The organism is Pseudomonas sp. NPDC089396 (assembly GCF_044749545.1).
Classification (GTDB): Bacteria; Pseudomonadota; Gammaproteobacteria; order Pseudomonadales; family Pseudomonadaceae; genus Aquipseudomonas.
Map to the genome: position 1 here is coordinate 90587 of NZ_JBIVIC010000015.1, position 23645 is coordinate 114231.

Sequence of the window (23645 nt, forward strand, 5' to 3'; positions counted from 1 at the left end):
CAGGTCGACATTTCAGCTAAGCCTCAGTAAGCGATTTTGCTTCTGGAGCTCTACCTCATGCGCACAGGGATGCTTGCGCTGGCGCTCGGGCTGTTGTGCCTGAGTCTTCTACCTGCATTGCCGTCGGTCGGGTGGCTATGGCTTTTGCTCTGTGGCGGGCTGCTTTGCCTGTGCTCGCGGGGCTGGCCGGTGGGTTGCTTCCTGCTTGGATTGTGTTGGGCCTGCTGGTCCGCGCAGCAGGCGCTGGACGACCGCCTGGCGCCACAACTCGATGGCCGCACGCTGTGGCTGGAAGGCAAGGTGGTCGGGCTGCCGAGCCAAATCGGGCAGGGCATGCGCTTCGTTCTGGAGCAACCCCGTTCACGCCGCGCCGAACTGCCCTCGCGCCTGCAGTTGAGCTGGTTCGATGGCCCGCCGGTGCGGGCAGGCGAGCGTTGGCGCCTGGCGGTGACCTTGCAGCGGCCCGCTGGGTTGCTCAATCCCCATGGCGCCGACAGGGAAGCGCAATTGCTGGCGCGACGGGTGGGCGCAACCGGTACGGTCAAGGCGGGCCACGCGTTGGATGCCCAGGGGCCAGGTTGGCGCGATGCGTTACGCCAGCGCCTGCTGGCCATTGACGCCAAGGGGCGGGAAGCGGCGTTGGTGGCGCTCGTGCTTGGGGACGGTGCCGGATTGGCGCGCAGTGAATGGCAAGTGCTGCAGGCCACGGGCACGGTGCACCTGCTGGTGATCTCGGGCCAACACATCGGCCTGGTGGCCGGTTTGCTCTATGCGCTGGTGGCTGGCCTGGCGCGCTGGGGCCTGTGGCCTCGGCAGTTACCCTGGCTGCCCTGGGCGTGCGCTTTGGCGCTGGCGGCGGCCCTGGCCTACGGCTGGTTGGCCGGCGCCGGGGTGCCGGTGCAGCGCGCTTGCCTGATGTTGGCGGTGGTGCTGCTCTGGCGCCTGCGCTTTCGCCAGCTTGGGGCGTTCTTTCCCTTATTGGTGGCGCTGAACCTGGTGCTGATCACGGAGCCTCTGGCCGCCTTGCTGCCGGGCTTCTGGTTATCGTTCGCGGCAGTGGCGACGCTTGTCTACTGCTTCAGTGCTCGCCTTGGTGGCTGGCGCCCCTGGCAGGCGTGGACCCGCGCCCAGTGGGTGATCGCAGTGGGTCTGCTGCCGGTGCTGCTGGCCACGGGGCTGCCGGTCAGCCTGAGCGCGCCGCTGGCGAATCTGGTGGCCGTGCCCTGGATCAGCCTGGCGGTATTGCCGCTGGCGTTGCTTGGTACCTTGTTGCTGCCGTTGGCGGGTGTTGGCGAAGCGTTACTGTGGTTGGCTGGCAGCCTGCTCGATGGCTTGCTGCGGGTGCTGGAGGCAGTGGCGGGCTGGCGTCCGGCCTGGATGCCGCCAGCGTTGCCGCTTTGGGCCTGGCTGCTGGTATGGCTTGGGGCGCTGTTGGTGCTGCTGCCGCGCGGTATACCGCTGCGTGGCCTGGGCGGGGTGATGCTGGTGGCCCTGTGGGTACCCAGGGAGCCCGTGCCGCACGGGCTGGTGGAGGTGTGGCAGCTTGATGTTGGCCAAGGGCTGGCGGTGCTGCTGCGCACGCGACACCACACCCTGCTGTATGACGCAGGCCCGGCACGGGGCGAGACGGATCTTGGCGAGCGGGTGGTATTGCCTACCTTGCACAAGCTGGGCGTGCGGCAGCTGGACCTGATGTTGATCAGCCATGCCCACAGTGACCATGCAGGTGGTGCGTTGGCCGTAGCCCGTGGGTTGCCGGTAGCGCGGGTGCTCAGTGGCGAAGCGCAGGCGCTTGCCGCGCCGTTGATGGCGCAGCCGTGTGTCAGTCATGACGGGTGGGAGTGGGATGGCGTGCGTTTTTCGCTGTGGCACTGGACGCAAGGGCAGGGCAGTAATGATCGCTCCTGCGTACTCTTGGTCGAGGCGCAGGGCGAACGTTTGCTGTTGGCCGGTGACATGGAGGCCGGCGCCGAGCGGGCCTGGCTGGCCGAGCACGGGGCGCCCGGCATCGATTGGTTGCAGGCGCCGCACCATGGCAGTCGCAGTTCGTCGACCGAGGCCTTCATGCGCGCCACGGCGCCACGCGGGGTGATGATTTCACGGGGGCGCAACAACGGCTTTGGGCACCCCCACGAGCAGGTGATGGCGCGCTATCGGCGCCATGGGCTGGCAATTCATGATACGGCGATGGAGGGGGCGTTGCGTTTGCTGCTGGGCAGCCAGGGCGCGGTCGAGAGCGTGCGCGGCCAGCGACGTTTTTGGCGTGACCCGGCGCCAATTCCCTGACCTTCGGCAGATGAGCCCCCAGCGTGCGTATGGTAGAGTGGCGGCCTTTTTCCGAAGGGGCGTTTACTGTGTGGGAATTGGTCAAGTCCGGTGGTTGGATGATGCTGCCGATCATTCTGAGCTCCATCGTTGCCATGGCTATCGTCGTCGAGCGCCTGTGGACCCTGCGCGCCAGTCGTGTCACCCCGCCGCACCTGCTGGGCCAGGTGTGGATGTGGATCAAGGACAAGCAGCTCACCAGTGACAAGCTCAAGGCCCTGCGCGCTGACTCGCCGCTGGGCGAGATTCTCGCGGCGGGCCTTGCCAACTCGCGCCATGGTCGCGAGATCATGAAAGAGTGCATCGAAGAAGCGGCTTCGCGGGTCATTCACGAGCTTGAGCGCTATATCAGCACGCTCGGCACCATCGCCGCCATGGCCCCGCTGCTGGGCCTGCTGGGCACCGTGCTGGGCATGATCGACATCTTCAGCGCCTTCATGGGCTCGCAGATGACTGCCAATGCCGCCGTGCTGGCGGGCGGTATCTCCAAGGCCCTGGTCACCACGGCGGCCGGCCTGATGATCGGTATCCCCGCCGTGTTCTTCCACCGTTTCCTGCTGCGCCGCATCGATGAGCTGGTGGTGGGCATGGAGCAGGAGGCGATCAAGCTGGTGGAAGTTATCCAGGGCGACCGCGAAGTGGAAGTGGCCGGAGGCAAGGCGTGAAGTTCCGGCGCAATCGCCAGCGGGAGAACGTCGACATCAACCTGGCGTCGCTGATCGACGTGGTCTTCGTCCTGCTGCTGTTCTTCGTGGTCACCACCACCTTCACCCGCGAGACCCAGTTGCGCGTCGAACTGCCCGAGGCCGCCAGTGCCGAGCAGCCGCCAGCGGACCAGGACAAGCTGGTAGAGGTCACCATCAGTGCCGAGGGCGTGTATTCGGTGAACAATCACCTGCTGCCCAAGAGCGACCTGGCCACCCTGACCGAAGCCATCGAGCGTGAGTCCGGTGGTGACAACAAACTGCCCCTGGCGATCAGCGCCGATGGCAAGACCCCGCACCAGGCCGTGATCACCGCGATGGATGCCGCCGGCAAGCTCGGTTTCAGCCACCTGCGCATGACCACCGTCGAGGCGGCCCAGGGGACACCTTGATGGCGCTCGCCGACCGTCTGCTGGCGGCCTGGTATGCCGGGCATCCAGCCCTGGCCCTGCTGCGCCCGCTCGAGGCCTTGTATCGCCGCGTGGTCACGCGCAAGCGTGCACGCTTTCTCAGTGGTGAAAGCCCCAGCTATCGCGCCTCGGTGCCGGTCATCGTGGTGGGCAACATCACCATTGGCGGCACCGGCAAGACGCCGATGATCCTCTGGCTGATCGAGCATTGCCGCCGCCAGGGGCTGAAGGTCGGCGTGGTCAGCCGTGGTTATGGCGCCAAGCCACCACAATTGCCGTGGCGCGTCGAGGCGCAGCAGCCTGCCGAGCAGGCGGGCGACGAACCGCTGCTGATCGTCCAGCGTACCGGCGTGCCGCTGATGATCGACCCTGATCGCGCCCGCGCCGTTCAGGCGCTGTTGGCCAGTGAGCCACTGGACGTGATCCTGTGTGACGATGGTATGCAGCACTATCGTCTGGCGCGTGATCTGGAGCTGGTACTGATCGATGCTGCCCGTGGTCTGGGCAATGGCCGCTGCCTGCCGGCCGGGCCGTTGCGTGAGCCGGCCGAGCGCCTGCAGGAAGCCGATGCGGTGCTGTTCAATGGCGCCGACGCCGATCCCCCCGATGGCTTCGCGTTCCGCCTGCAGCCCAGTGCCCTGGTCAACGTGCGCAGCGGCGAGCGGCGCACGCTCGACCTCTTCCCCGCAGGCCAGCGCCTGCACGCGGTCGCCGGTATCGGCAACCCACAACGTTTCTTCAACACCCTGCTGGGGCTAAACTGGCAGCCGGTGCCGCATCCCTTCGCCGACCACGCCGAGTTCAGTGCCGAGCGCCTGGCGTTCAGTCCGCCGCTGCCGTTGGTCATGACCGAGAAGGATGCGGTGAAATGCCGGGTCTTCGCCGCCGATGACTGGTGGTACCTGGCCGTCGAGGCGCAGCCCACGCCGGCCTTCGTCGCCTGGTTCGACAACCAGCTGCAACGCCTGCTGGCGCAGCGCAAGCCCTGAGCCTGTTTTCATTTTCCGGCCACCTGGCCTCAAGGAAGCTTTCCATGGACACCAAACTGCTCGACATCCTGGCCTGCCCGATCACCAAGGGCCCGCTCAAGCTCAGCGCCGACAAGACCGAGCTGATCAGCAAGGGCGCCGGCCTGGCCTACCCGATTCGCGACGGCATCCCGGTGATGCTGGAAAGCGAGGCACGTACCCTGACCGACGACGAGCGCCTGGACAAATGAGTGTCGACTTCACCGTGGTGATTCCTGCTCGGCTGCGCTCCACGCGCCTGCCGGGCAAACCGTTGCAGTTGATCGCTGGCAAGCCGATGGTCCAGCACGTCTGGGAGCAGGCCCGCAAGAGTGGCGCCAGTCGCGTGGTCATTGCCACCGACGACGCCAGCATTGTCGAGGCGTGCCAGGCGTTTGGCGGCGAAGTGCTGATGACCCGCGCCGACCATGAGTCGGGCACGGATCGCCTGGCCGAAGTGGCCGCGCAGCTGGGGTTGCCCGCCGATGCCATCGTGGTCAACGTGCAGGGTGACGAGCCGCTGATTCCGCCGGTAATCATCGACCAGGTGGCCGCCAACCTGGCCGCTCACCCGGAGGCAGGTATCGCCACGCTGGCCGAGCCGATCCATGATCCGCAAACCGTGTTCAACCCCAACGCGGTCAAGGTGATCAGCGACAAGCAGGGCCTGGCCTTGAGTTTCAGCCGTGCGCCGTTGCCATGGGCGCGCGATGCATTCGCCAAGGACCGTAGCCAGCTGCCGGATGGCGTGCCGTATCGTCGCCATATCGGCATGTACGCCTACCGTGTCGGCTTCCTTCAGGACTTCGTCAGCTGGGGCCCGTGCTGGCTCGAGCAAACCGAAGCGCTGGAGCAGCTGCGCGCCCTGTGGCATGGCGTGCGTATCCATGTGGAAGACGCCATCGAGGCGCCGGCCGTGGGCGTGGATACCCCGGAAGACCTGGAGCGCGTTCGGCGCTTGCTGGAGGCCTGATGCGCGTTCTGTTCGTGTGCCTGGGCAACATCTGCCGTTCGCCCACTGCCGAAGGTGTGCTGCGCCATCAACTGCACGTCGCGGGGTTGGCCGAGCGGGTGCACGTGGCCTCTGCCGGCACCGGCGACTGGCATGTCGGCAAGGCGCCCGACAGCCGCACCTGCAAGGCCGCATTGGCACGGGGTTACGACCTTTCGGCGCAGCGTGCGCAGCAGGTCAAGACGGCGCATTTTGCCGAGTACGACCTGATCCTGGCCATGGACGAAAGCAACCTGGGCCACCTGCGTGCCATGCGCCCGCACACGGCCAAGGGTGAGCTCGACCTGTTCCTGCGCCGCTATGGCGCCGCCCTGGACGAGGTACCGGACCCTTACTACGGCGGTGCCGACGGTTTCGAGCAAGTGCTGGACCTGATCGAGGCCGCCTGTCGTGAGCTGGTAGTGGAAATCAAGGGGCGGTTATGACTGTGGGATGGCAACGGCAGGTATCGCTCAAGCCCTACAACACTTTCGGCATCGATGTGAGCGCCCGGTATTTCACCCAGGCACACAATGACGACGAAGTGCGTGAAGCGTTGGCACTGGCGCGCCAGTTGGCTGTGCCAGTGCTGGTGATCGGTGGTGGCAGCAACCTGCTGCTGACCCGGGATGTCGACGCGCTGGTGCTGCACATGGCCAGCCAGGGGCGTCGTGTGCTGAGCGATGACGGTGAGCGGGTGGTGGTCGAGGCCGAGGCCGGCGAAGCCTGGCACCCCTTCGTGCAGTGGACGCTGAGCCAAGGGTTCAGTGGCCTCGAAAACCTGAGCCTGATCCCAGGGACAGTGGGCGCCGCACCGATGCAGAACGTCGGTGCCTATGGTGTGGAAATCAAGGATGTATTCGTCGGGCTGACCGCGCTTGACCGGGAGACCGGTGAGCTGCGCGACTTTGGCCTGGACGCATGCGCCTTCGGTTACCGCGACAGCCTGTTCAAGCACAACCCTGGCCGTTGGCTGATCCTGCGGGTACGTTTTGCCTTGAGCCGTGTTCTGCAGGCGCACCTGGACTACGGCCCGGTGCGTCAGCGTTTGCTGGAGCACGGTGTCGAGCAGCCGACTGCGCAGGCGATCAGTGATGCCATCTGCAGCATTCGTCGCGAGAAACTGCCTGATCCGGCCGAGTTGGGTAATGCGGGGAGCTTCTTCAAGAACCCGGTGGTGGCAGTTGAGCTTGTGGATCGTATTCGCGCCCAGTATCCAGGTGTGGTGGCCTATCCCCAGGCCGACGGTCAGGTGAAGCTGGCGGCAGGCTGGTTGATCGAAGGGGCGGGGTGGAAGGGCTATCGCGAGGGCGATGCCGGCGTGCATCGGCTGCAGTCGCTGGTGCTGGTCAATTATGGCCAGGCGAGTGGGGGGCAGATGCATGACCTGGCGCGGCGTATCCAGGCGGATATCCTGGAGCGCTTCGGGGTTGAGCTGGAGATGGAGCCTAACCTCTACTGATTGCCGGGCCTGCACCGGCCTCATCGCCGGCAAGCCGGCTCCCACAGGTACAGCTGCTTGCTTGAGAGCAGTGCAATAACCTGTGGGAGCTGGCTTGCCAGCGATGAGGCCACAGCAGACAACTTAAATAGCCAGCCAAGAAAAAGCCCCGCCAGTTCGCACTGGCGGGGCTTTTTCATTCAGCCGTTGCTATCAACCGTGATGAGGTTTGTGCTCATCGGCGGTTTCCAGCGCGGGCTCAGCAGCGACTGCCTGAGCAGCCTTGGCGGCCGCCTCGGCTTCACGCTTGCGGCGACGCACTTCACGCGGGTCGTTCGGTGCGCGGCCGTTTGGCAGCATGACGGTAGCGGCTTCGACCACTGCCGAAGCTTCTTCCGGGGCAGACTCGACAACCACGGGCGCCACTTCGGCAGCGACCGGGGCTGGCTCGATTGCCACCTCTGGTTGGGCTTCGACGACCGGCGCAGGCAGGGCGGCAGGCGCGGCTTCGAATGCAACCGGGGCCTTCTCAACTTCACCGGCCTCTACGGCTGGGGCTTCGACAGGCGCGTCGGCGACTACAACCGGCTCGGCGGCAGGTGCAGCTTCGGCTTCGGCAACGGGCTGTGGTGCGACTTCGACCACTGGCTCGGCACTGGCTTCGACCACGACAGTCGGTTCAAAGGCAGCCTGCTCGACCACTGGCGCGATCGCGGCTTCCTCGACCTGGGCAGCGACTTCGACCTGCTCGGCCGGCTGAGCGACTTCGCTATTGTCGGTCACAGCGGTTTCAGCGGTGGCGCGTTCGGCCTGCTGGTTGGCTTGCGCCTCGGCATCGGCGCTGATGTGGCTGCTGGCGACAGCGGCGGTGACGGCCAGGCCGGCAGCCAGTTCGGCACCCAGCTCGGTGGCCTGGTGCTGTTGCGGCTGCTCTTCGCTGCCTTCGTCTTCGCTGCCTTCGATCAGTTCGCCATTGGCATTGCGCTGGCGTTCACGACGGTTGCTGCGACGACGCTGGCCACGGGAGCGGCGACGTGGACGCTCGCCATCGGCGCCTTCCTGCTCATCCTGCAGCAGCTCTTCGTTCGGCAGTTGCTCTTCGGCAAGCTCGTCAGCCTGTTCGGCTGCGCGCGGCGGGCGCGGTTGACGTTCTTCGCGAGGCGCACGCTCTTCACGTGGGGCGCGTTCTTCGCGAGGCGCACGCTCTTCGCGTGGGGCGCGTTCTTCGCGAGGTGCACGTTCTTCACGTGGTTCGCGTTCTTCGCGAGGTGCACGCTCTTCGCGTGGTGCGCGTTCTTCGCGAGGTGCACGCTCTTCGCGTGGGGCGCGTTCTTCGCGGGCTACACGTTCTTCACGCGGGGCTCGCTCTTCGCGCGGCTGACGCTCTTCGCGAGCGGCCGGTGCAGCGTCCAGCGGTTCACGCAGTTCGCGTACCGGGCGCTCTTCGCGGTTGCCGCGGCGGTCTTCGCGTGGCTGGCGTGGTGCACGCTCTTCGCGTGGAGCGCGTTCTTCGCGCGGGGCACGCTCTTCACGTGGCGCACGTTCTTCGCGCGGAGCACGCTCTTCACGTGGTGCACGTTCTTCGCGAGGCTGGCGCTCTTCGCGCGGGGCGCGCTCGGCACGCTCTTCACGCGGTTTGCGCTCTTCGTCACGACGGCCGTTGCGGTTGCGGCTCTGCTGGCGACCGTTGCGACGCTCTTCGTTGCGTGGCGTGCGATCGGTAGCAGGCTTCTCGGCGGCCACGGCCGGGGCGGCGACAGGCTCGTCCTTGCCGGCGAACAGGCTCACCAGGGACTTGACCAGACCTTTGAACAGGCTCGGCTCCGGCACGCTCGGGGTAGGGGCTACTGGCGCGGCAGGCTGTGGCTCTTCGACGGTCGGTACGGGTGCATTGGCGCGAGCTGGAGCCGTCTTCACCGCGGCTTCCTGGCGTACCAGGGTGCGGGTGGCGGTCGGTACCGGCGCTTCTTCGGTTTCGCTGGCAGCGATCTCGTAGCTGGACTGGTTGCTCAGCACTTCCGGGTTGTCGTCGCGCAGGCGCTGGACTTCGAAGTGCGGGGTTTCCAGGTGATCGTTCGGCAGAATGATGATGCGTGCACGGGTGCGCAGTTCGATCTTGGTGATCGAATTACGTTTCTCGTTGAGCAGGAAGGCAGCTACCGGGATCGGCACCTGGGCGCGCACCTCGGCGGTGCGATCCTTCAGGGCTTCTTCCTCGATCAGGCGCAGGATGGCCAGGGACAGCGATTCGACGTCGCGGATGATGCCGGTGCCGGAGCAGCGTGGGCAAACGATGCCGCTGCTTTCGCCGAGCGACGGGCGTAGGCGCTGACGGGACATTTCCAGCAGGCCGAAGCGCGAGATGCGGCCAACCTGCACACGGGCACGGTCGGCCTCCAGGCATTCGCGCACACGTTCTTCCACGGCGCGCTGGTTCTTCGCCGGGGTCATGTCGATGAAGTCGATGACGATCAGGCCGCCGATGTCACGCAGGCGCAGCTGGCGGGCGATTTCCTCAGCCGCTTCCAGGTTGGTCTGCAGGGCGGTTTCCTCGATGTCGCTGCCCTTGGTGGCGCGCGCCGAGTTGATGTCGATGGAGACCAGGGCCTCGGTCGGGTCGATCACGATCGAGCCGCCGGACGGCAGGTCGACCACGCGCTGGAAGGCGGTCTCGATCTGGCTTTCGATCTGGAAGCGGTTGAACAGCGGCACGCTGTCTTCGTAGAGCTTGACCTTGCTGGCGTACTGCGGCATCACCTGGCGGATGAAGGTCAGGGCTTCTTCCTGGGCGTCCATGCTGTCGATCAGCACTTCGCCGATGTCCTGACGCAGGTAGTCGCGGATGGCACGGATGATGACGTTGCTTTCCTGGTAGATCAGGAACGGCGCGGCGCGGTCCAGCGAAGCTTCCTTGATGGCAGTCCACAGCTGCAGCAGGTAGTCGAGGTCCCACTGCATTTCTTCGCTGCTGCGGCCAAGGCCTGCGGTGCGCACGATCAGGCCCATGTCGCCCGGTACGGTCAGGCCGTTCAAGGCTTCGCGCAGTTCGTTGCGCTCTTCGCCTTCGATGCGACGGGAGATACCGCCAGCACGCGGGTTGTTCGGCATCAGGACCAGGTAGCGGCCAGCCAGGCTAATGAAGGTGGTGAGGGCGGCGCCTTTGTTGCCGCGCTCTTCCTTCTCGACCTGGACGATGACTTCCTGGCCTTCGCTCAGGACTTCCTTGATGTTGACGCGGCCTTCAGGGGCTTTCTTGAAGTACTCGCGGGAGATTTCCTTCAGCGGCAGGAAGCCGTGACGTTCGGAGCCGAAGTCGACGAAGGCCGCTTCGAGGCTGGGCTCGATCCGGGTGATCTTGCCTTTGTAGATGTTGGCCTTTTTCTGCTCGCGCGCGCCGGACTCGATGTCCAGGTCGTAGAGACGTTGGCCGTCCACCAGGGCTACACGCAACTCTTCGGGTTGAGTTGCGTTAATCAGCATTCTTTTCATGTTGTACCGTCGGTTTCCGGGCTGCCGGAAACGGCGTTCGGCACACACGACTTCTCATGGTCGGTGCCAAGGTGCGCAAAGGGTGGCCGGGCCACCCCCGTGTCGAGCAACGTTCGGCACCAGCCGGTAACCCAGCCTGCCGTTGTCGCGACGACGCGTCCTGTTTGCTGCGGTGCCAAGAGGCCCCTGCGGTTTCTGCAGAGATATCCGAATCGATATCCGAATCAACCCAGCAGGCCTCGTGCACTCAGTCAGGAGGAGGAATCAACCGTCAGCCGTGGACGCCCGGAGGCATCTGTTCAGGACCTTATCCGCTCGCCGGCCATTCAGTGGGCCGGTGGCCGGACGCGGTGCTACACGGTCCGAGGGCTGTGCATCTCCACCCTGCACGTATCCCTGATAATTCGGGTGCTGCCGCGCGCTGAATCCGCAACGGGTTGCATTTTTCGCCAGCGCAGTTTCTGGGCTGGCGCCATTCATGTCCAAGGCAGGTATTTCCGAAGCATTCGCCGGGCGTTGCGTGGAAGCGACGGGCGGGCAGAGGTGCGGCGAAAAGAAGCGGGTAAGCAGGTGAAACACCGCGCTTGTCGTTTTTTTTCGGTCTTCTCTACACGGCGCTGGTGGCGATTCCAGGCAATTCGGTAAACTGGCGAAAACCCCGTAGGACGGCCTCGCGTCCTGCAGAATTGCTTTGGTCAGGGACCGGCTAAGGGCCTGGTGCCGCTGGCCTGCCGCTTTTGGCGGCGTTCGCGACTATAGCAGTAATGATTAAGTGCTTCAATTCCATAAAAAATTGTTATGATCCCGTAATGACGACCAATACCCCTCCGACTTCCGGCGTAAAGCTGATCGAAGTCGCGCCGGAGCTTGCCGGCCAACGCATCGACAATTTCCTCATCACGGCGCTCAAGGGCGTGCCCAAGACGCTGGTGTACCGCATCCTGCGCAAAGGCGAGGTGCGGGTCAACAAGGGCCGCGTCAAACCTGAGTACAAGATCCAGGCCGGTGACATCGTAAGGGTGCCGCCGGTCCGCTTGCCCGAGCGTGACGAGCCGGCGCCGGTTGCCCAGGGGCTGCTGCAGCGCCTGGAGGCGGCCATCGTCTACGAAGACAAGGCGCTGATCGTGATGAACAAGCCGGCCGGCATCGCCGTGCATGGCGGTAGCGGCCTGAGCTTCGGGGTGATCGAGGCGCTGCGTCAGCTGCGCCCGGACGCCAAGGAGCTGGAGTTGGTGCACCGCCTGGACCGCGACACCTCGGGCCTGCTGATGATCGCCAAGAAGCGCAGCATGCTGCGCCACCTGCATGCCGCCTTGCGCGGTGATGGTGTCGACAAGCGCTACATGGCGCTGGTGCGTGGCCACTGGCCGACTTCGAAGAAGCAGGTCAACGCGCCGTTGCTCAAGAGCAACCTGCGCTCGGGCGAGCGCATGGTCGAGGTGAATGACGAAGGCAAGGAGGCGTTGACCCTGTTCCGCGTGCTGCGCCGCTTCGGCGAGTTCGCCACCATCGTCGAGGCGCGGCCGATTACCGGGCGTACTCATCAGATCCGTGTGCATACCCTGCACGCCGGGCACATGATTGCCGGTGACAGCAAGTATGGTGACGAAGATTTCAGTCGCGAGATCCGCGAGCTGGGAGGCAAGCGCCTGTTCCTGCATGCCTACGCCCTGACTGTGCCGCTGCCCGATGGCGGTGAGCTCAAGCTGGAGGCGCCGGTGGACGAGGTATGGGCGAAAACGGTGGAGCGTCTGAGTGCGTCGTGATCTATGAGAAAAGCGTATGAGCTGCTGATCTTCGATTGGGATGGCACCTTGGCCGACTCGATCGGTCGTATCGTCGAGGCCATGAATGCCGCCGCCGAGCGTGCCGGTGAAGCGCAGAGCGATGAATCGGCGGTCAAGGGCATCATCGGCCTGGCGCTCGGTGAGGCCATTTCGACGCTCTATCCGCACCTCGAGCCGGTGCAGGTGGAAGCTTTCCGTCAGCACTACGCCGATATCTACATGGCGCTCGATCAGCAGCCTTCGCCGTTGTTCGAAGGGGTGGTCGAGTCACTGGATGGTTTTCGTGCCGAGGGGTATCGCCTGGCGGTGGCAACCGGCAAGGCGCGTCGCGGCCTCGATCGGGTGCTCAAGGCCAACGGCTGGGAGCGGTTTTTCGACATCACCCGCGCCGCCGACGAGACGCGAGGCAAGCCGCATCCCTTGATGCTCGAAGAGATTCTTGGCCACTGTGGTGTCGAACCCGGCCGCGCGCTGATGGTCGGAGATTCGGCGTTCGACCTGCAGATGGCCAGCAATGCTGGCATGCATTCTGCGGCCGTCGGTTATGGCGCCATGTCGCTGCAGGCGCTGGCAGAGTTTGGCCCGCAAGTGTGTATCGATCATTTCTCCCAGCTGCGCGAGTGGCTGGCGGGTTCCAAGCAATTCCAATTCCAAGGTAGGTGAGCATGGCTGACGAGTGGAAAGCACCTGAGTCCGAGCCTGAGGAGCGCGAAGAGCGCAAAAGCTGGAAGCTGTTGGAAAAGACCCTGCTGGCGGGGGTTCAGGAGCAGCGTCGTGCGCGGCGCTGGGGGATTTTCTTCAAGCTCCTGACCTTCGTTTATCTGTTCGGCCTGCTGGCCCTGTTCCTGCCGTTCATGGATGTGGACAAGGCTGCTTCGCGTAGCGGCAGTCATACAGCATTGGTGGAGGTGCGCGGGGTAATCGCCGATCAAGAGGCAGCCAGCGCCGACAACATCGTCAAGAGCCTGCGTGAGGCGTTCAAGGACTCCGGCACCAAGGCAGTGGTGATGCGCATAAACAGCCCGGGCGGCAGTCCGGTGCAGGCGGGTTACGTGTATGACGAAATCCGTCGCCTGCGCGGCGAGTATCCCGCTATCAAGCTGTATGCGGTCATCGCTGATCTAGGGGCTTCCGGCGCCTATTACATCGCCAGTGCGGCGGACGAGATCTATGCCGACAAGGCCAGCCTGGTCGGCTCCATTGGTGTGACGGCGGCCGGCTACGGTTTCGTCGGTTCGATGGAGAAGCTGGGAGTCGAGCGGCGTACCTACACTGCGGGCGAGCACAAGGCTTTCCTCGATCCATTCTCGCCAGAGAAACCGGAAGAACGAGCGTTTTGGCAGGGCGTGCTGAATACCACGCACCAGCAGTTCATCGCCATGGTCAAGCAGGGTCGCGGCGATCGCTTGAAGGACAAGGATCATCCCGAGCTGTTCAGTGGCCTGGTGTGGTCGGGTGAGCAGGCCAAGGCGCTGGGGCTGGTGGATGGCCTGGGCAGTGCCAGCTACGTGGCGCGTGAAATCGTCGGCGAGAAGGATCTGGTGGACTTCACTGTCCAGGAGTCGCCGTTCGATCGCTTCTCCAAGCGCATTGGTGCCAGTGTGGCTGAGCACCTGGCCATGTGGATGGGCTTCCAGGGGCCTGTTCTGCGCTGATCTGTTCCGGCCCTATCGCCGGCAAGCCGGCTCCCACAGTGAGTGCACCTCTGTACCTGTGGGAGCCGGCTTGCCGGCGATGGGGTCGACGCATTCTCTCAGGGGATCACCACCCCTTCCTTGGTCAGCATGTCCACCAGTCGAATCAACGGCAGCCCGATCAGGCTGGTGGCGTCGCACCCATGCGTGCTCTGGAACAAGCTCACCCCCAGTCCCTCCGCCTTGAAGCTGCCTGCGCAATCCAGCGGCTGCTCCGCTGTCACATAGCGCTCCACGCGCTCCCGGTCCAGCTCCCGCATCATTACGGTAAATGGCACGCAATCGACCTGGCATTGCCCTGTGGCGCTGTTCAGCAGCGCCAGCCCGGTGAGGAAGGTGACGTGCTGCCCGCTCGCTTCCAGCAGCTGTTCGCAGGCGCGCTCGAAGGTATGTGGCTTGCCCAGGATCTGTTCGCCCAGCACGGCAACCTGATCGGAGCCGATGATCAGGTGCCCGGGGTGGCTGCCGGCAAGCGCTTCGGCCTTCTGTCTGGCCAGGCGCCGCACCAGTGCCGTGGCCGGCTCGTCATCCAGACGCCGCTCGTCTAGGTCGGGGCTTGCCCAGGTGAAGGGCAGGCGCAGGCGCGCGAGCAGTTCGCGTCGGTAGGCAGAGCTGGAAGCCAGCAACAGAGGCAGCATGGTAGACTCCTGGTCAGTTGAACCCGATTCTAACATGCGAGATGCCGCCGAATTTCCTTTGACAGAGGCGGGGGGCATCCCTAGAATGCTGCGCCTATGTTGAATGACCCGATTCCACCTCACGTTGACCCGCGCAAATTAGCCGATCGTGGCGTAACCCTTAACGGTTCGCTGCAACTCGCTGATTTGGAAAGACTCTGCGACCCGCTTTCCGACAATGTCGGTACGGTGCAGGCGAAGTTCGATTTTGAACGAGATGAACAGCACGTGGTGGTTATCCACACCGAGCTGGACGTCGAGGTCAAAATGGTTTGCCAGCGTTGTCTTGAGCTGGTCACCCTGCCGATCCACAGCGAGTGTACGTACGCTGTGGTGAAGGAGGGTGCGAATACCCAGTCGTTGCCGAAAGGCTATGACGTGCTGGAACTGGGCGAAGATCCTTTGGATCTGCAGGCCTTGATCGAGGAGGAGCTTCTGCTCGCCTTGCCCATCGTGCCTGCTCATCATCCGGAAGAATGCCAGCAGCCGGCGGGCGCAGACGAGCCCGATTCGAGCAAGGACGAGGTATCGCGGTCCAACCCGTTCAGTGTTTTGGCGCAGTTAAAGCGTGACCCAAACGTTTAGGAGTTAATCAATTATGGCTGTTCAGCAGAACAAAAAATCCCGCTCTGCCCGTGACATGCGCCGTTCGCACGACGCCCTGTCGGAAAACGCGCTGTCGGTAGAGAAATCCACCGGTGAAGTACACCTGCGTCACCACGTTTCGCCAGAAGGCGTATACCGTGGTCGCAAAGTGATCGACAAGGGCGCTGACGAGTAATCCTTGTCCGCTCAGATCATCGCGATCGACGCAATGGGCGGGGACTTCGGTCCCCGCAGCATTGTCCAGGCCAGTATCGCCTGCCTTTCGGCTACTCCCTCGCTGCACCTGACCCTCGTCGGTCAACCCTCCCTCCTTGAAGATCTTGTCAGCGGCCTAGCGGCTGCGGATCGCGCGCGTCTGCAGATTGTCGCTGCCAGCGAGGTGATCGGTATGGACGAGCGTCCCTCTCAGGCATTGCGGGGCAAGCCGGATTCGTCGATGCGCATCGCCCTCGAACTGGTGCGTGACGGCAAGGCGCAGGCCTGCGTGAGTGCCGGCAATACGGGAGCGCTGATGGCGCTGTCGCGTTTCGTGCTCAAGACGTTGCCCGGCATCGATCGGCCAGCCATGGTCGCGGCGATTCCCACCCAGGCGGGTTACTGTCAGTTGCTCGACCTCGGCGCCAACGTCGACTGCAGTGCAGAAAACCTCTATCAGTTTGCCGTAATGGGTTCGGTGGCTGCCCAGGCCCTGGGTATTCATCGGCCGCGCGTTGCGCTGCTGAACATCGGTACCGAGGACATCAAGGGTAACCAGCAGGTCAAGCTGGCGGCTACGTTGCTGCAGAGCGCCCGCGGCCTCAATTACGTCGGTTTCGTCGAAGGTGACGGGCTGTATCGTGGTGAGGCAGATGTGGTGGTGTGCGACGGCTTTGTCGGCAACATCCTGCTCAAGTCCAGCGAAGGCCTGGCGACCATGATCGGGGTTCGCATCGAGCGGCTGTTCAAGGGGGGAGCCTTGTCGAGGTTGGCTGGGGCCATGGCCATGCCCTTGCTCAAGCGCCTGAAAGCCGACCTGGCACCGGCGCGGCACAATGGTGCGAGTTTCCTTGGTCTTCAGGGTATCGTCATCAAAAGCCATGGCTCAGCGGGTGTGGAGGGGTTTCAGAGTGCGATCCAGCGGGCCTTGATCGAGATACAGGAAAACCTGCCGCAGCGCCTGCATGGTCGCCTAGAAGATTTGTTGCCTTAGGCATTTCGCCGATGAAGTGCTTAAATGTGACCGCTTGGTCTGCGTATACATCCAAGTTTTCAGATTCTGCGTCCAGCCCACGGCTCGGCGCACCCCATTCGACGACAAGATCATAAGGGCTTGTTCAATGTCTGCATCCCTCGCATTCGTCTTCCCCGGTCAAGGTTCCCAGTCGCTGGGCATGCTCAAGGAACTGGGCGCCGAAAAGCCGGTGATCGTTGAGACCTTCAAGGAGGCCTCCGACGCTCTGGGTTACGACCTGTGGAAGCTGGTCCAGGAAGGCCCGGAAGAACAACTCAATCAAACCGACAAGACTCAGCCTGCGATCCTCACCGCTTCCATCGCGCTGTGGCGCCTGTGGCTGGAGGAGGGCGGCGCCAAGCCGGCTTTCGTTTCCGGTCACAGCCTGGGTGAATACAGCGCCCTGGTTGCCGCTGGCAGCCTGTCGCTGAAAGATGCCGTGCGCCTGGTCGAGCGTCGCGGTCAGCTGATGCAGGAGGCCGTCCCGGCCGGCCATGGCGCCATGGCCGCGATCCTCGGCCTGGATGACGTCGTGGTGGTCGAGATCTGTGCCAAGGCGGCCGAAGATGAAGTGGTCAGCGCGGTGAACTTCAACTCGCCAGGCCAGGTTGTGATTGCTGGCAACAAGGCTGCGGTGGATCGTGCCATGGAGCTGTGCAAAGAGGCGGGTGCCAAGCGCGCCCTGCCACTGGCGGTCAGCGTGCCGTCGCACTGTGCCCTGATGAAGCCGGCCGCCGAGCGTTTCGCCGAGAACGTCAACGCTATCGAATGGAAGGCCCCGCAGATCCCGGTGGTGCAGAACGTCACCGCCGCCGTCGCCGCCGACCTCGACACGCTCAAGCACGACTTGCTGGCGCAGCTGTACCAGCCGGTGCGCTGGGTCGAGTGCGTGCAGACCCTCGCCGCAAATGGCGCGGTCAACCTGGTCGAGTGCGGCCCGGGCAAGGTCCTGGCAGGCCTGAACAAGCGTTGCGCCGACGGCGTCACCACCTACAACCTCAATACCCCTGACGCTGTCGCCGCCACCCGCGCGGCGCTGGCCTGAATTTGGAGAAGCTTGCATGAGCCTGCAAGGTAAAGTTGCACTGGTTACCGGCGCCAGCCGTGGTATCGGCCAGGCCATCGCCCTCGAGCTGGGCCGCCAGGGCGCGACCGTGATCGGCACCGCCACTTCGGCCTCCGGCGCCGAGTGCATCGCTGCCACCCTGAAAGAACACGGCATCACCGGCACCGGCATGGAGCTGAACGTGACCAGCGCCGAATCCGTGGAAGCGGTACTGGGCGCCATCGGTGAGCAATTCGGCGCACCGGCCATCCTGGTCAACAACGCCGGTATCACCCGCGACAACCTCATGCTGCGCATGAAGGACGACGAGTGGTTCGACGTGATCGACACCAACCTGAACAGCCTCTACCGTTTGTCCAAGGGCGTGCTGCGTGGCATGACCAAGGCGCGTTGGGGTCGTATCATCAGCATCGGCTCGGTCGTTGGTGCGATGGGTAACGCCGGCCAGGCCAACTACGCAGCCGCCAAGGCAGGCCTCGAAGGCTTCAGTCGCGCCCTGGCGCGTGAAGTGGGCTCGCGCGGTATCACCGTCAACTCGGTGACCCCGGGCTTCATCGATACCGACATGACCCGCGAGCTGCCAGAAGCGCAGCGCGAAGCCCTGCAGACCCAGATTCCGCTGGGCCGCCTGGGCCAGGCCGAGGAGATCGCCAAGGTGGTTTCCTTCCTGGCATCCGACGGCGCAGCCTATGTCACCGGCGCCACTGTGCCGGTGAACGGCGGGATGTACATGTAACACTGCAACTCAATGTGACGGATTGCTTAAAAAAAGAGTCATACTCCGAGCCTAAAATCCGTTATAAAGCTGCAACCAGATTCCAGGCAGGGGGTCGGGTGACTAACGCGAAGGTGCGTTCCGCTTGAAAAGCGAACGTCTTTCTATAAAATTGGTCACCGGCCAGCTGCCTGACATATGTCCATTAGGAGTGAAAACTAGGTATGAGCACCATCGAAGAACGCGTCAAGAAAATCGTCGCCGAGCAACTGGGCGTCAAGGAAGAGGAAGTGACCAACGAGAAGTCCTTCGTCGATGACCTGGGTGCCGATTCGCTTGACACCGTTGAGCTGGTGATGGCTCTGGAAGAGGAATTCGAGACCGAAATCCCTGACGAAGAAGCCGAGAAGATCACTACCGTTCAAGCTGCCATCGACTACGTCAACAGCCACAAGGCCTAAGACGCTGTAGTCGTCGCTTCTTGACGAGAAAAACCGCACTGCCTTTGCCGGCGTGCGGTTTTTTCTTTGCGAAACGCTGGCGTCGATCCGCTCGCACCGAGAGCCTGTTGCCATTTCATTCCATTGCCTGAATGCAATGGCAAGAGACTCTAGTTATTAGAAAAGGAGAGTACTGTGTCGCGTAGACGCGTCGTGGTCACCGGTATGGGTATGCTGTCGCCACTGGGTACCGATGTACCGAGCACCTGGCAGGGCATTCTGGCTGGCCGCAGTGGCATTGGTCCGATCGAACATACGGATCTGTCTGCCTACTCCACCCGTTTTGGCGGCTCGGTGAAGGGCTTCGAGGTCGAGCAGTACCTGTCGGCCAAGGAAGCTCGCAAGCTTGACCTGTTCATTCAATACGGCCTGGCGGCTGGTTTCCAGGCAGTTCGCAATGCCGGCCTGGAAGTCACCGACGCCAACCGCGAGCGCATTGGCGTGGCCATGGGCTCGGGCATCGGCGGCCTGACCAACATCGAAGAAACCAGCCGTACCCTGCACGAGCAGGGGCCGCGCCGCATTTCGCCGTTCTTCGTGCCGGGTTCGATCATCAACATGATCTCCGGTTTCCTGTCGATCCACCTGGGTCTGCAGGGGCCGAACTACGCCATCGCCACGGCGTGCACCACCGGCACCCACTGCATCGGCATGGCCGCGCGCAACATCGCCTACGGTGAAGCCGACGTGATGATCGCCGGTGGCGCCGAAATGGCAGCCTGTGGCCTGGGCATGGGCGGCTTCGGTGCCTCGCGCGCGCTGTCGACCCGCAACGACGAGCCGACCCGGGCCAGCCGCCCGTGGGACAAGGGGCGTGACGGCTTCGTGCTCTCCGACGGTGCCGGCGCCCTGGTGCTCGAAGAGCTGGAACACGCCCAGGCGCGTGGTGCGACCATCTATGCCGAGCTGGTCGGTTTCGGCATGAGCGGCGACGCTTACCACATGACCTCGCCGCCTGACAGCGGTGAAGGTGCGGCCCGCTGCATGGCCAATGCCTTGCGCGACGCCGGCATCCAGCCGGAAGCCGTCAGCTACATCAACGCCCACGGCACCTCGACGCCCGCCGGCGACGTAGCCGAAGTGGCGGCCATCAAGCGGGTATTCGGCGAGCACGCCTACAAGGTAGCCGTCAGCTCGACCAAGTCGATGACTGGTCACCTGCTGGGTGCTGCGGGTGCTGTCGAGGCGATCTTCAGTGTGCTGGCAATCAACAGCCAGATGGCACCGCCGACCATCAACCTGGATGAGCCGGACGAAGGCTGCGATCTCGACTTCGTGCCACACGTGGCGCGCAGCATGGCGATCGACGTGGTGCTGTCCAACTCGTTCGGCTTTGGTGGCACCAACGGCTCGCTGGTGTTCCGCCGGTTCGCCGGTTGATGCACAGCTGGGTCGACGGCCTGCCTGCGACCACGGTCAACTTGCAGAACCGTGGCCTGGCCTACGGCGATGGCCTGTTCGAGACCATCGCCGTGCGCGCGGGCCGGCCCAGCTTGCTGGACGGCCACCTGGCCCGCCTGGCGCTGGGTTGTCAGCGCCTGGGGCTCGACGCTGACCTGGCGCTGTTGCGGGATGAAATCCAGCGCTATGCCTGCCAGTTGGGTGACGGTGTAGCCAAACTCATCCTCACCCGTGGCGACAGCCAGCGTGGCTATGCACCGGCGGCGGGTGTCGCACCGCGGCGAATTCTGCAAGGCAGCCCGCTGCCCAGCTATCCTGTCGAACATGCCGAGCTCGGCGTGCGCTTGTTTCCCTGCCAGACCCGGCTAGGGGAACAACCGTTGCTGGCCGGCCTCAAACACCTCAACCGCCTGGAGCAGGTGCTGGCCCGTGCCGAATGGCAGGACAGCGAACATGCCGAAGGCCTGATGCGTGACGGGCAGGGCAGGGTGATCGAAGGTGTGTACAGCAACCTGTTTCTGGTACGCGACGGCGTGTTGCTTACCGCCGACCTCAGCCGTTGTGGGGTCGCGGGTGTGATGCGCGGGGCGTTGCTGGAGCAGGCGCAGGCACTGGCGATACCGGTGCAGGTAGGCGACCTGTCGTTCGAAGCGCTGGAGCAGGCCGATGAAGTGTTTGTCTGCAACAGCGTCTACGGGGTTTGGCCGGTGCGTGCAATTGCCGCGCTGAACTGGTCGCCGGGCCCGCTCACCCTTAAACTGCAGGCCGTTGCCCGTACGTTACTGGATACCTGAATTCGTGAGACGCAAATTCCTGCTGCTGCTGGAAATGGGTTTGATCCTCGCCGGCCTGGCATTGGGCTGGTCGGCATGGAAGGTCAACTCGGTCCTGGAGCAGCCCTTGCACGTGACGCAGGAGCGCCTGCTCGACGTGCCCAGTGGCACCAACCCCAATCGCATGTTCTACAGCATGGAGCGCGAGGGGCTGCTTGATGACGCCGTTTGGCTGCGCCTGTACTGGCGCTTCAATATGGCAGGCACTCCGCTGAAGACCGGCGAGTACCGCCTCACCCCAGGCATGACCGTCGAAGATCTGTTCGACGCCTGGCGCCGTGCTGACGTGGTGCAGTACAACCTGACCCTGGTCGAAGGTTGGACCTTCCGCCAGGTTCGTTCGGCAATCGCCAAGCATGAGAAGCTCAAGCACACCCTCGATGGCCTGTCCGACGCCGAGGTGATGGACCAGCTTGGCCATACCGGTGTGTTCCCCGAAGGGCGCTTCTTCCCGGATACCTACCGCTTCGTTCGCGGCATGAGCGACGCGGAGTTGCTGCAGCAGGCCTACATGCGCCTGGATGACGTACTGGCCAAGGAGTGGGCCGAGCGCACCACCGACTTGCCTTACCGTGACCCTTACCAGGCGTTGATCATGGCTTCGCTGGTGGAAAAGGAAACCGGGATTCCCCAGGAACGTGGGCAGATCGCTGGCGTGTTCGTCCGGCGCCTGCGCCTGGGGATGATGCTGCAGACCGACCCGACGGTGATCTACGGCATGGGTGAGCGCTATAACGGCAGGATTACCCGCGCCGACCTGCGCGAGCCGACGCCCTACAACACCTACACCATGACCGGGTTGCCGCCGACACCGATTGCCATGGTCGGGCGCGAGGCGATCCACGCCGCGCTCAACCCGTCCGATGGCACCAGCCTGTACTTCGTTGCCCGTGGCGATGGCAGCCATGTGTTCTCCGACGACCTGGACGATCACAACTCGGCAGTGCGCGAGTTCCAGCTCAAGCGGCGCGCAGATTACCGCTCAAGCCCCGGGCCGCAGGCTGCTCCAGAGCCCTTGCCAGAGCCCTTGCCAGAGGCCCAGCCCGAGTCGGACGAGCCATCGCCGCAGGAGTCGGCCCCGGCCAGCGAGCCAGAGCCCGCCAGCGAACCTGCCCCGGCCGATGTGCCGGCACCCGACGAACAACATTAAGGACTGCCTGTGAGCGGCTTGTTTATTACCCTGGAAGGCCCCGAAGGCGCGGGCAAGAGCACCAATCGCGACTACCTGGCCGCGCGACTGCGTGAGCACGGGCTGGATGTGGTGTTGACCCGCGAACCTGGTGGTACCCCGCTGGCCGAGAAGGTTCGTGAGCTCTTGCTGGCACCCAGCGATGAAGTGATGGCTGCCGACACCGAGCTGCTGCTGGTATTCGCTGCACGTGCCCAACACCTGGCCGAGGTGATCCGCCCGGCGCTGGCCAAGGGCGCGGTGGTGCTGTGCGACCGCTTCACGGATGCAACCTACGCCTACCAAGGGGGCGGTCGTGGCCTGTCGGTGGCGCGCATCGCCGCCCTGGAGCAGTTCGTCCAGGGCGATCTGCGCCCGGACCTGACACTGGTTTTCGATCTGCCTGTTGAAGTCGGCTTGGCCCGTGCCGCCGCGCGCGGTCGTCTGGACCGTTTCGAGCAGGAAGGCCAGGCCTTCTTCGAAGCGGTGCGCCAGGCCTATCTGCAGCGCGCCCAGGGCGAACCGCAGCGCTACAACCTGCTGGATGCCGCGCAGCCGCTGGATGCGGTGCAGCGCGCCATCGACGCGCTGTTGCCCGCTATCGTGGAGCGCTGCCGTGGCTGAAGCCTACCCCTGGCAGCAGGCGCTGTGGCAGCAGTTGGCCGGGCGTGCCCAGCATGCCCACGCCTACCTGTTGCACGGCCCCCAGGGGATCGGCAAGCGCGCCTTGGCCGAGCGCCTGATGGCCCGCCTGCTGTGCCAGCACCCGCAGGGGCTGGATGCCTGTGGTCAGTGCAAGGCCTGCCTGTTACTCAAGGCCGGTAGCCATCCAGACAACTTCGTGCTGGAGCCGGAAGAGGCCGACAAGCCGATCAAGGTCGACCAGGTGCGCGAGCTGGTGTCCTTCATCGTCCAGACCGCTCAGTTGGGCGGGCGCAAGGTGGTGCTGATCGAGCCGGTCGAGGCGATGAACGTCAATGCCTCCAACGCCTTGCTCAAGAGCCTGGAAGAGCCCTCCGGGGATACCGTGCTGCTGCTCGTCAGCCACCAGCCCAGCCGCTTGCTGCCCACCATCAAGAGCCGATGCCAGCAGGTCACCTGCCCGCAGCCCAGCCTGGCCCAGAGCCAGGCCTGGCTGGCGACGGCGCTGCCAGACAGCGACGAGGTGGAGCGCGATGAACTGCTGACCCTGGCTGCCGGCTCGCCGTTGATGGCTGTAAGCCTGCAGGCACAGGGTGTGCGCGAGCAGCGTGCGCTGGTCACCGAGGGTGTGAAAAAGCTGCTCAAGCAACAGCAATCGCCCAGCCAGCTGGCCGATGCCTGGAGCAATGTGCCATTGTTGTTGCTGTTCGACTGGTTCTTCGACTGGTCGCACCTGATCCTGCGCTATCAACTGAGCCAGGACGAAGCGGGGCTAGGCTTGGCCGATATGCGCAAGGTGGTGCAATACCTGGCGCAAAAGAGCCGGCAGGCCAAGGTGCTCGAGGTTCAGGCATGGATCCTCGAACAGCGCCAGAAGGTGCTGGGCAAGGCCAACCTCAACCGCGTGCTGCTGCTGGAAGCGTTGCTGGCCCATTGGCTGCAACTGCCCGGTGCTCGCTGATCTTTCATTTCTTCATGT

Annotated in this window: 24 protein-coding genes; 22 read left to right on the forward strand and 2 right to left on the reverse strand. The window is 64.1% G+C overall.

Annotation, left to right across the window (positions count from 1 at the left end; translation table 11 throughout):
* Window positions 1-57: 57 nt before the first annotated feature.
* The 8 genes from ACIPZB_RS23115 to murB all read left to right on the forward strand — a co-directional run bounded on the left by ACIPZB_RS23115 (window position 58) and on the right by murB (window position 6899).
* Window positions 58-2286 (forward strand): DNA internalization-related competence protein ComEC/Rec2, encoded by a 2229-nt coding sequence (locus ACIPZB_RS23115; RefSeq protein WP_400642861.1) that lies wholly within the window; start codon window positions 58-60, stop codon window positions 2284-2286.
* A gap of 68 nt (window positions 2287-2354) precedes the next feature.
* Window positions 2355-2990, forward strand: coding sequence for a MotA/TolQ/ExbB proton channel family protein (locus ACIPZB_RS23120; protein WP_027596066.1), 636 nt, complete (start codon window positions 2355-2357; stop codon window positions 2988-2990).
* Window positions 2987-3421 (forward strand): biopolymer transporter ExbD, encoded by a 435-nt coding sequence (locus ACIPZB_RS23125; RefSeq protein WP_008096452.1) that lies wholly within the window; start codon window positions 2987-2989, stop codon window positions 3419-3421. The genes ACIPZB_RS23120 and ACIPZB_RS23125 overlap by 4 nt, the downstream gene beginning before the upstream one ends.
* On the forward strand, window positions 3421-4428 hold the full coding sequence (gene lpxK, locus ACIPZB_RS23130; protein ID WP_400642863.1) for a tetraacyldisaccharide 4'-kinase: 1008 nt from the start codon (window positions 3421-3423) through the stop codon (window positions 4426-4428). Before ACIPZB_RS23125 ends, lpxK begins: the two co-directional genes overlap by 1 nt.
* 44 nt (window positions 4429-4472) lie before the next feature.
* Window positions 4473-4658, forward strand: coding sequence for a Trm112 family protein (locus ACIPZB_RS23135; RefSeq protein WP_003247142.1), 186 nt, complete (start codon window positions 4473-4475; stop codon window positions 4656-4658).
* Complete coding sequence (gene kdsB / locus ACIPZB_RS23140; RefSeq protein ID WP_400642864.1) at window positions 4655-5419, forward strand: 3-deoxy-manno-octulosonate cytidylyltransferase; 765 nt, start codon at window positions 4655-4657, stop codon at window positions 5417-5419. Before ACIPZB_RS23135 ends, kdsB begins: the two co-directional genes overlap by 4 nt.
* Window positions 5419-5883: a low molecular weight protein-tyrosine-phosphatase gene (locus ACIPZB_RS23145; RefSeq protein WP_400642865.1), complete on the forward strand. Its 465-nt coding sequence runs from the start codon at window positions 5419-5421 to the stop codon at window positions 5881-5883. Before kdsB ends, ACIPZB_RS23145 begins: the two co-directional genes overlap by 1 nt.
* Entirely contained in the window at window positions 5880-6899 is a 1020-nt protein-coding gene (gene murB / locus ACIPZB_RS23150; protein ID WP_400642866.1) for a UDP-N-acetylmuramate dehydrogenase, read from the forward strand. The genes ACIPZB_RS23145 and murB overlap by 4 nt, the downstream gene beginning before the upstream one ends.
* A gap of 192 nt (window positions 6900-7091) precedes the next feature.
* On the opposite strand, the gene rne is transcribed toward murB, so the two are convergent.
* Window positions 7092-10367, reverse strand: a complete 3276-nt coding sequence (gene rne / locus ACIPZB_RS23155; RefSeq protein WP_400642867.1) for a ribonuclease E — start codon at window positions 10365-10367, stop codon at window positions 7092-7094.
* Window positions 10368-11176: 809 nt separating this feature from the next.
* Here rne and rluC point away from each other — a divergent pair.
* From rluC to ACIPZB_RS23170, 3 genes are read left to right on the forward strand one after another with little or no spacing between them, the layout of a single operon-like run.
* Window positions 11177-12133, forward strand: a complete 957-nt coding sequence (gene rluC, locus ACIPZB_RS23160) for a 23S rRNA pseudouridine(955/2504/2580) synthase RluC (protein WP_400642868.1) — start codon at window positions 11177-11179, stop codon at window positions 12131-12133.
* Between the two features lie 3 nt (window positions 12134-12136).
* The gene (locus ACIPZB_RS23165) at window positions 12137-12817 is read left to right on the forward strand and encodes an HAD family hydrolase (RefSeq protein WP_400642869.1); all 681 of its coding nucleotides are present in this window, start codon (window positions 12137-12139) and stop codon (window positions 12815-12817) included.
* Between the two features lie 2 nt (window positions 12818-12819).
* Entirely contained in the window at window positions 12820-13809 is a 990-nt protein-coding gene (locus ACIPZB_RS23170; RefSeq protein WP_400642870.1) for a S49 family peptidase, read from the forward strand.
* A 98-nt stretch (window positions 13810-13907) separates the two neighbouring features.
* Here ACIPZB_RS23170 and ACIPZB_RS23175 read toward each other — a convergent pair whose 3' ends face one another.
* Window positions 13908-14486 (reverse strand): Maf family protein, encoded by a 579-nt coding sequence (locus ACIPZB_RS23175; protein WP_400642871.1) that lies wholly within the window; start codon window positions 14484-14486, stop codon window positions 13908-13910.
* A gap of 96 nt (window positions 14487-14582) precedes the next feature.
* Between ACIPZB_RS23175 and ACIPZB_RS23180 the strand changes: the two genes are divergently transcribed.
* From ACIPZB_RS23180 to ACIPZB_RS23230, 11 genes are all read left to right on the forward strand, one after another.
* Entirely contained in the window at window positions 14583-15110 is a 528-nt protein-coding gene (locus tag ACIPZB_RS23180) for a YceD family protein (RefSeq protein WP_008096418.1), read from the forward strand.
* 13 nt (window positions 15111-15123) lie between these two features.
* Complete coding sequence (gene rpmF / locus ACIPZB_RS23185; RefSeq protein ID WP_008096416.1) at window positions 15124-15306, forward strand: 50S ribosomal protein L32; 183 nt, start codon at window positions 15124-15126, stop codon at window positions 15304-15306.
* A 3-nt stretch (window positions 15307-15309) separates the two neighbouring features.
* Window positions 15310-16320 carry a phosphate acyltransferase PlsX gene (plsX, locus tag ACIPZB_RS23190; protein WP_400642872.1) on the forward strand — a complete coding sequence of 337 codons (1011 nt, stop codon included), beginning with the start codon at window positions 15310-15312 and terminating at the stop codon, window positions 16318-16320.
* A gap of 127 nt (window positions 16321-16447) precedes the next feature.
* Window positions 16448-17386: an ACP S-malonyltransferase gene (fabD, locus tag ACIPZB_RS23195; protein ID WP_400642873.1), complete on the forward strand. Its 939-nt coding sequence runs from the start codon at window positions 16448-16450 to the stop codon at window positions 17384-17386.
* A 16-nt stretch (window positions 17387-17402) separates the two neighbouring features.
* Complete coding sequence (gene fabG / locus ACIPZB_RS23200; protein ID WP_400642874.1) at window positions 17403-18143, forward strand: 3-oxoacyl-ACP reductase FabG; 741 nt, start codon at window positions 17403-17405, stop codon at window positions 18141-18143.
* A 203-nt stretch (window positions 18144-18346) separates the two neighbouring features.
* Window positions 18347-18583 (forward strand): acyl carrier protein, encoded by a 237-nt coding sequence (gene acpP / locus ACIPZB_RS23205; protein ID WP_008096410.1) that lies wholly within the window; start codon window positions 18347-18349, stop codon window positions 18581-18583.
* Window positions 18584-18757: 174 nt separating this feature from the next.
* Window positions 18758-20002, forward strand: coding sequence for a beta-ketoacyl-ACP synthase II (gene fabF, locus ACIPZB_RS23210; protein ID WP_400642876.1), 1245 nt, complete (start codon window positions 18758-18760; stop codon window positions 20000-20002).
* Complete coding sequence (pabC, locus tag ACIPZB_RS23215) at window positions 20002-20817, forward strand: aminodeoxychorismate lyase (RefSeq protein WP_400642878.1); 816 nt, start codon at window positions 20002-20004, stop codon at window positions 20815-20817. Before fabF ends, pabC begins: the two co-directional genes overlap by 1 nt.
* Before the next feature lie 4 nt (window positions 20818-20821).
* A complete protein-coding gene (mltG, locus tag ACIPZB_RS23220) occupies window positions 20822-22006 on the forward strand; it encodes an endolytic transglycosylase MltG (protein ID WP_400642880.1) in 1185 nt (394 codons plus the stop codon).
* 9 nt (window positions 22007-22015) lie between these two features.
* The gene (tmk, locus tag ACIPZB_RS23225) at window positions 22016-22648 is read left to right on the forward strand and encodes a dTMP kinase (RefSeq protein WP_400642882.1); all 633 of its coding nucleotides are present in this window, start codon (window positions 22016-22018) and stop codon (window positions 22646-22648) included.
* Window positions 22641-23627: a DNA polymerase III subunit delta' gene (locus ACIPZB_RS23230; RefSeq protein WP_400642884.1), complete on the forward strand. Its 987-nt coding sequence runs from the start codon at window positions 22641-22643 to the stop codon at window positions 23625-23627. The genes tmk and ACIPZB_RS23230 overlap by 8 nt, the downstream gene beginning before the upstream one ends.
* The last annotated feature ends 18 nt before the right edge of the window (window positions 23628-23645 follow it).

What these genes read in the sequence shown, in the direction of transcription:
- rne (WP_400642867.1), bottom strand. Translation starts at nt 10,367, where the DNA reads ATGAAAAGAATGCTGATTAACGCAACTCAACCCGAAGAGTTGCGTGTA.
- murB (WP_400642866.1), top strand. Translation starts at nt 5,880, where the DNA reads ATGACTGTGGGATGGCAACGGCAGGTATCGCTCAAGCCCTACAACACT.
- ACIPZB_RS23145 (WP_400642865.1), top strand. Translation starts at nt 5,419, where the DNA reads ATGCGCGTTCTGTTCGTGTGCCTGGGCAACATCTGCCGTTCGCCCACT.
- acpP (WP_008096410.1), top strand. Translation starts at nt 18,347, where the DNA reads ATGAGCACCATCGAAGAACGCGTCAAGAAAATCGTCGCCGAGCAACTG.
- ACIPZB_RS23165 (WP_400642869.1), top strand. Translation starts at nt 12,137, where the DNA reads ATGAGAAAAGCGTATGAGCTGCTGATCTTCGATTGGGATGGCACCTTG.
- rpmF (WP_008096416.1), top strand. Translation starts at nt 15,124, where the DNA reads ATGGCTGTTCAGCAGAACAAAAAATCCCGCTCTGCCCGTGACATGCGC.
- ACIPZB_RS23175 (WP_400642871.1), bottom strand. Translation starts at nt 14,486, where the DNA reads ATGCTGCCTCTGTTGCTGGCTTCCAGCTCTGCCTACCGACGCGAACTG.
- ACIPZB_RS23180 (WP_008096418.1), top strand. Translation starts at nt 14,583, where the DNA reads ATGTTGAATGACCCGATTCCACCTCACGTTGACCCGCGCAAATTAGCC.
- fabD (WP_400642873.1), top strand. Translation starts at nt 16,448, where the DNA reads ATGTCTGCATCCCTCGCATTCGTCTTCCCCGGTCAAGGTTCCCAGTCG.
- pabC (WP_400642878.1), top strand. Translation starts at nt 20,002, where the DNA reads ATGCACAGCTGGGTCGACGGCCTGCCTGCGACCACGGTCAACTTGCAG.
- lpxK (WP_400642863.1), top strand. Translation starts at nt 3,421, where the DNA reads ATGGCGCTCGCCGACCGTCTGCTGGCGGCCTGGTATGCCGGGCATCCA.
- ACIPZB_RS23135 (WP_003247142.1), top strand. Translation starts at nt 4,473, where the DNA reads ATGGACACCAAACTGCTCGACATCCTGGCCTGCCCGATCACCAAGGGC.
- ACIPZB_RS23115 (WP_400642861.1), top strand. Translation starts at nt 58, where the DNA reads ATGCGCACAGGGATGCTTGCGCTGGCGCTCGGGCTGTTGTGCCTGAGT.
- ACIPZB_RS23170 (WP_400642870.1), top strand. Translation starts at nt 12,820, where the DNA reads ATGGCTGACGAGTGGAAAGCACCTGAGTCCGAGCCTGAGGAGCGCGAA.
- fabG (WP_400642874.1), top strand. Translation starts at nt 17,403, where the DNA reads ATGAGCCTGCAAGGTAAAGTTGCACTGGTTACCGGCGCCAGCCGTGGT.
- kdsB (WP_400642864.1), top strand. Translation starts at nt 4,655, where the DNA reads ATGAGTGTCGACTTCACCGTGGTGATTCCTGCTCGGCTGCGCTCCACG.
- rluC (WP_400642868.1), top strand. Translation starts at nt 11,177, where the DNA reads ATGACGACCAATACCCCTCCGACTTCCGGCGTAAAGCTGATCGAAGTC.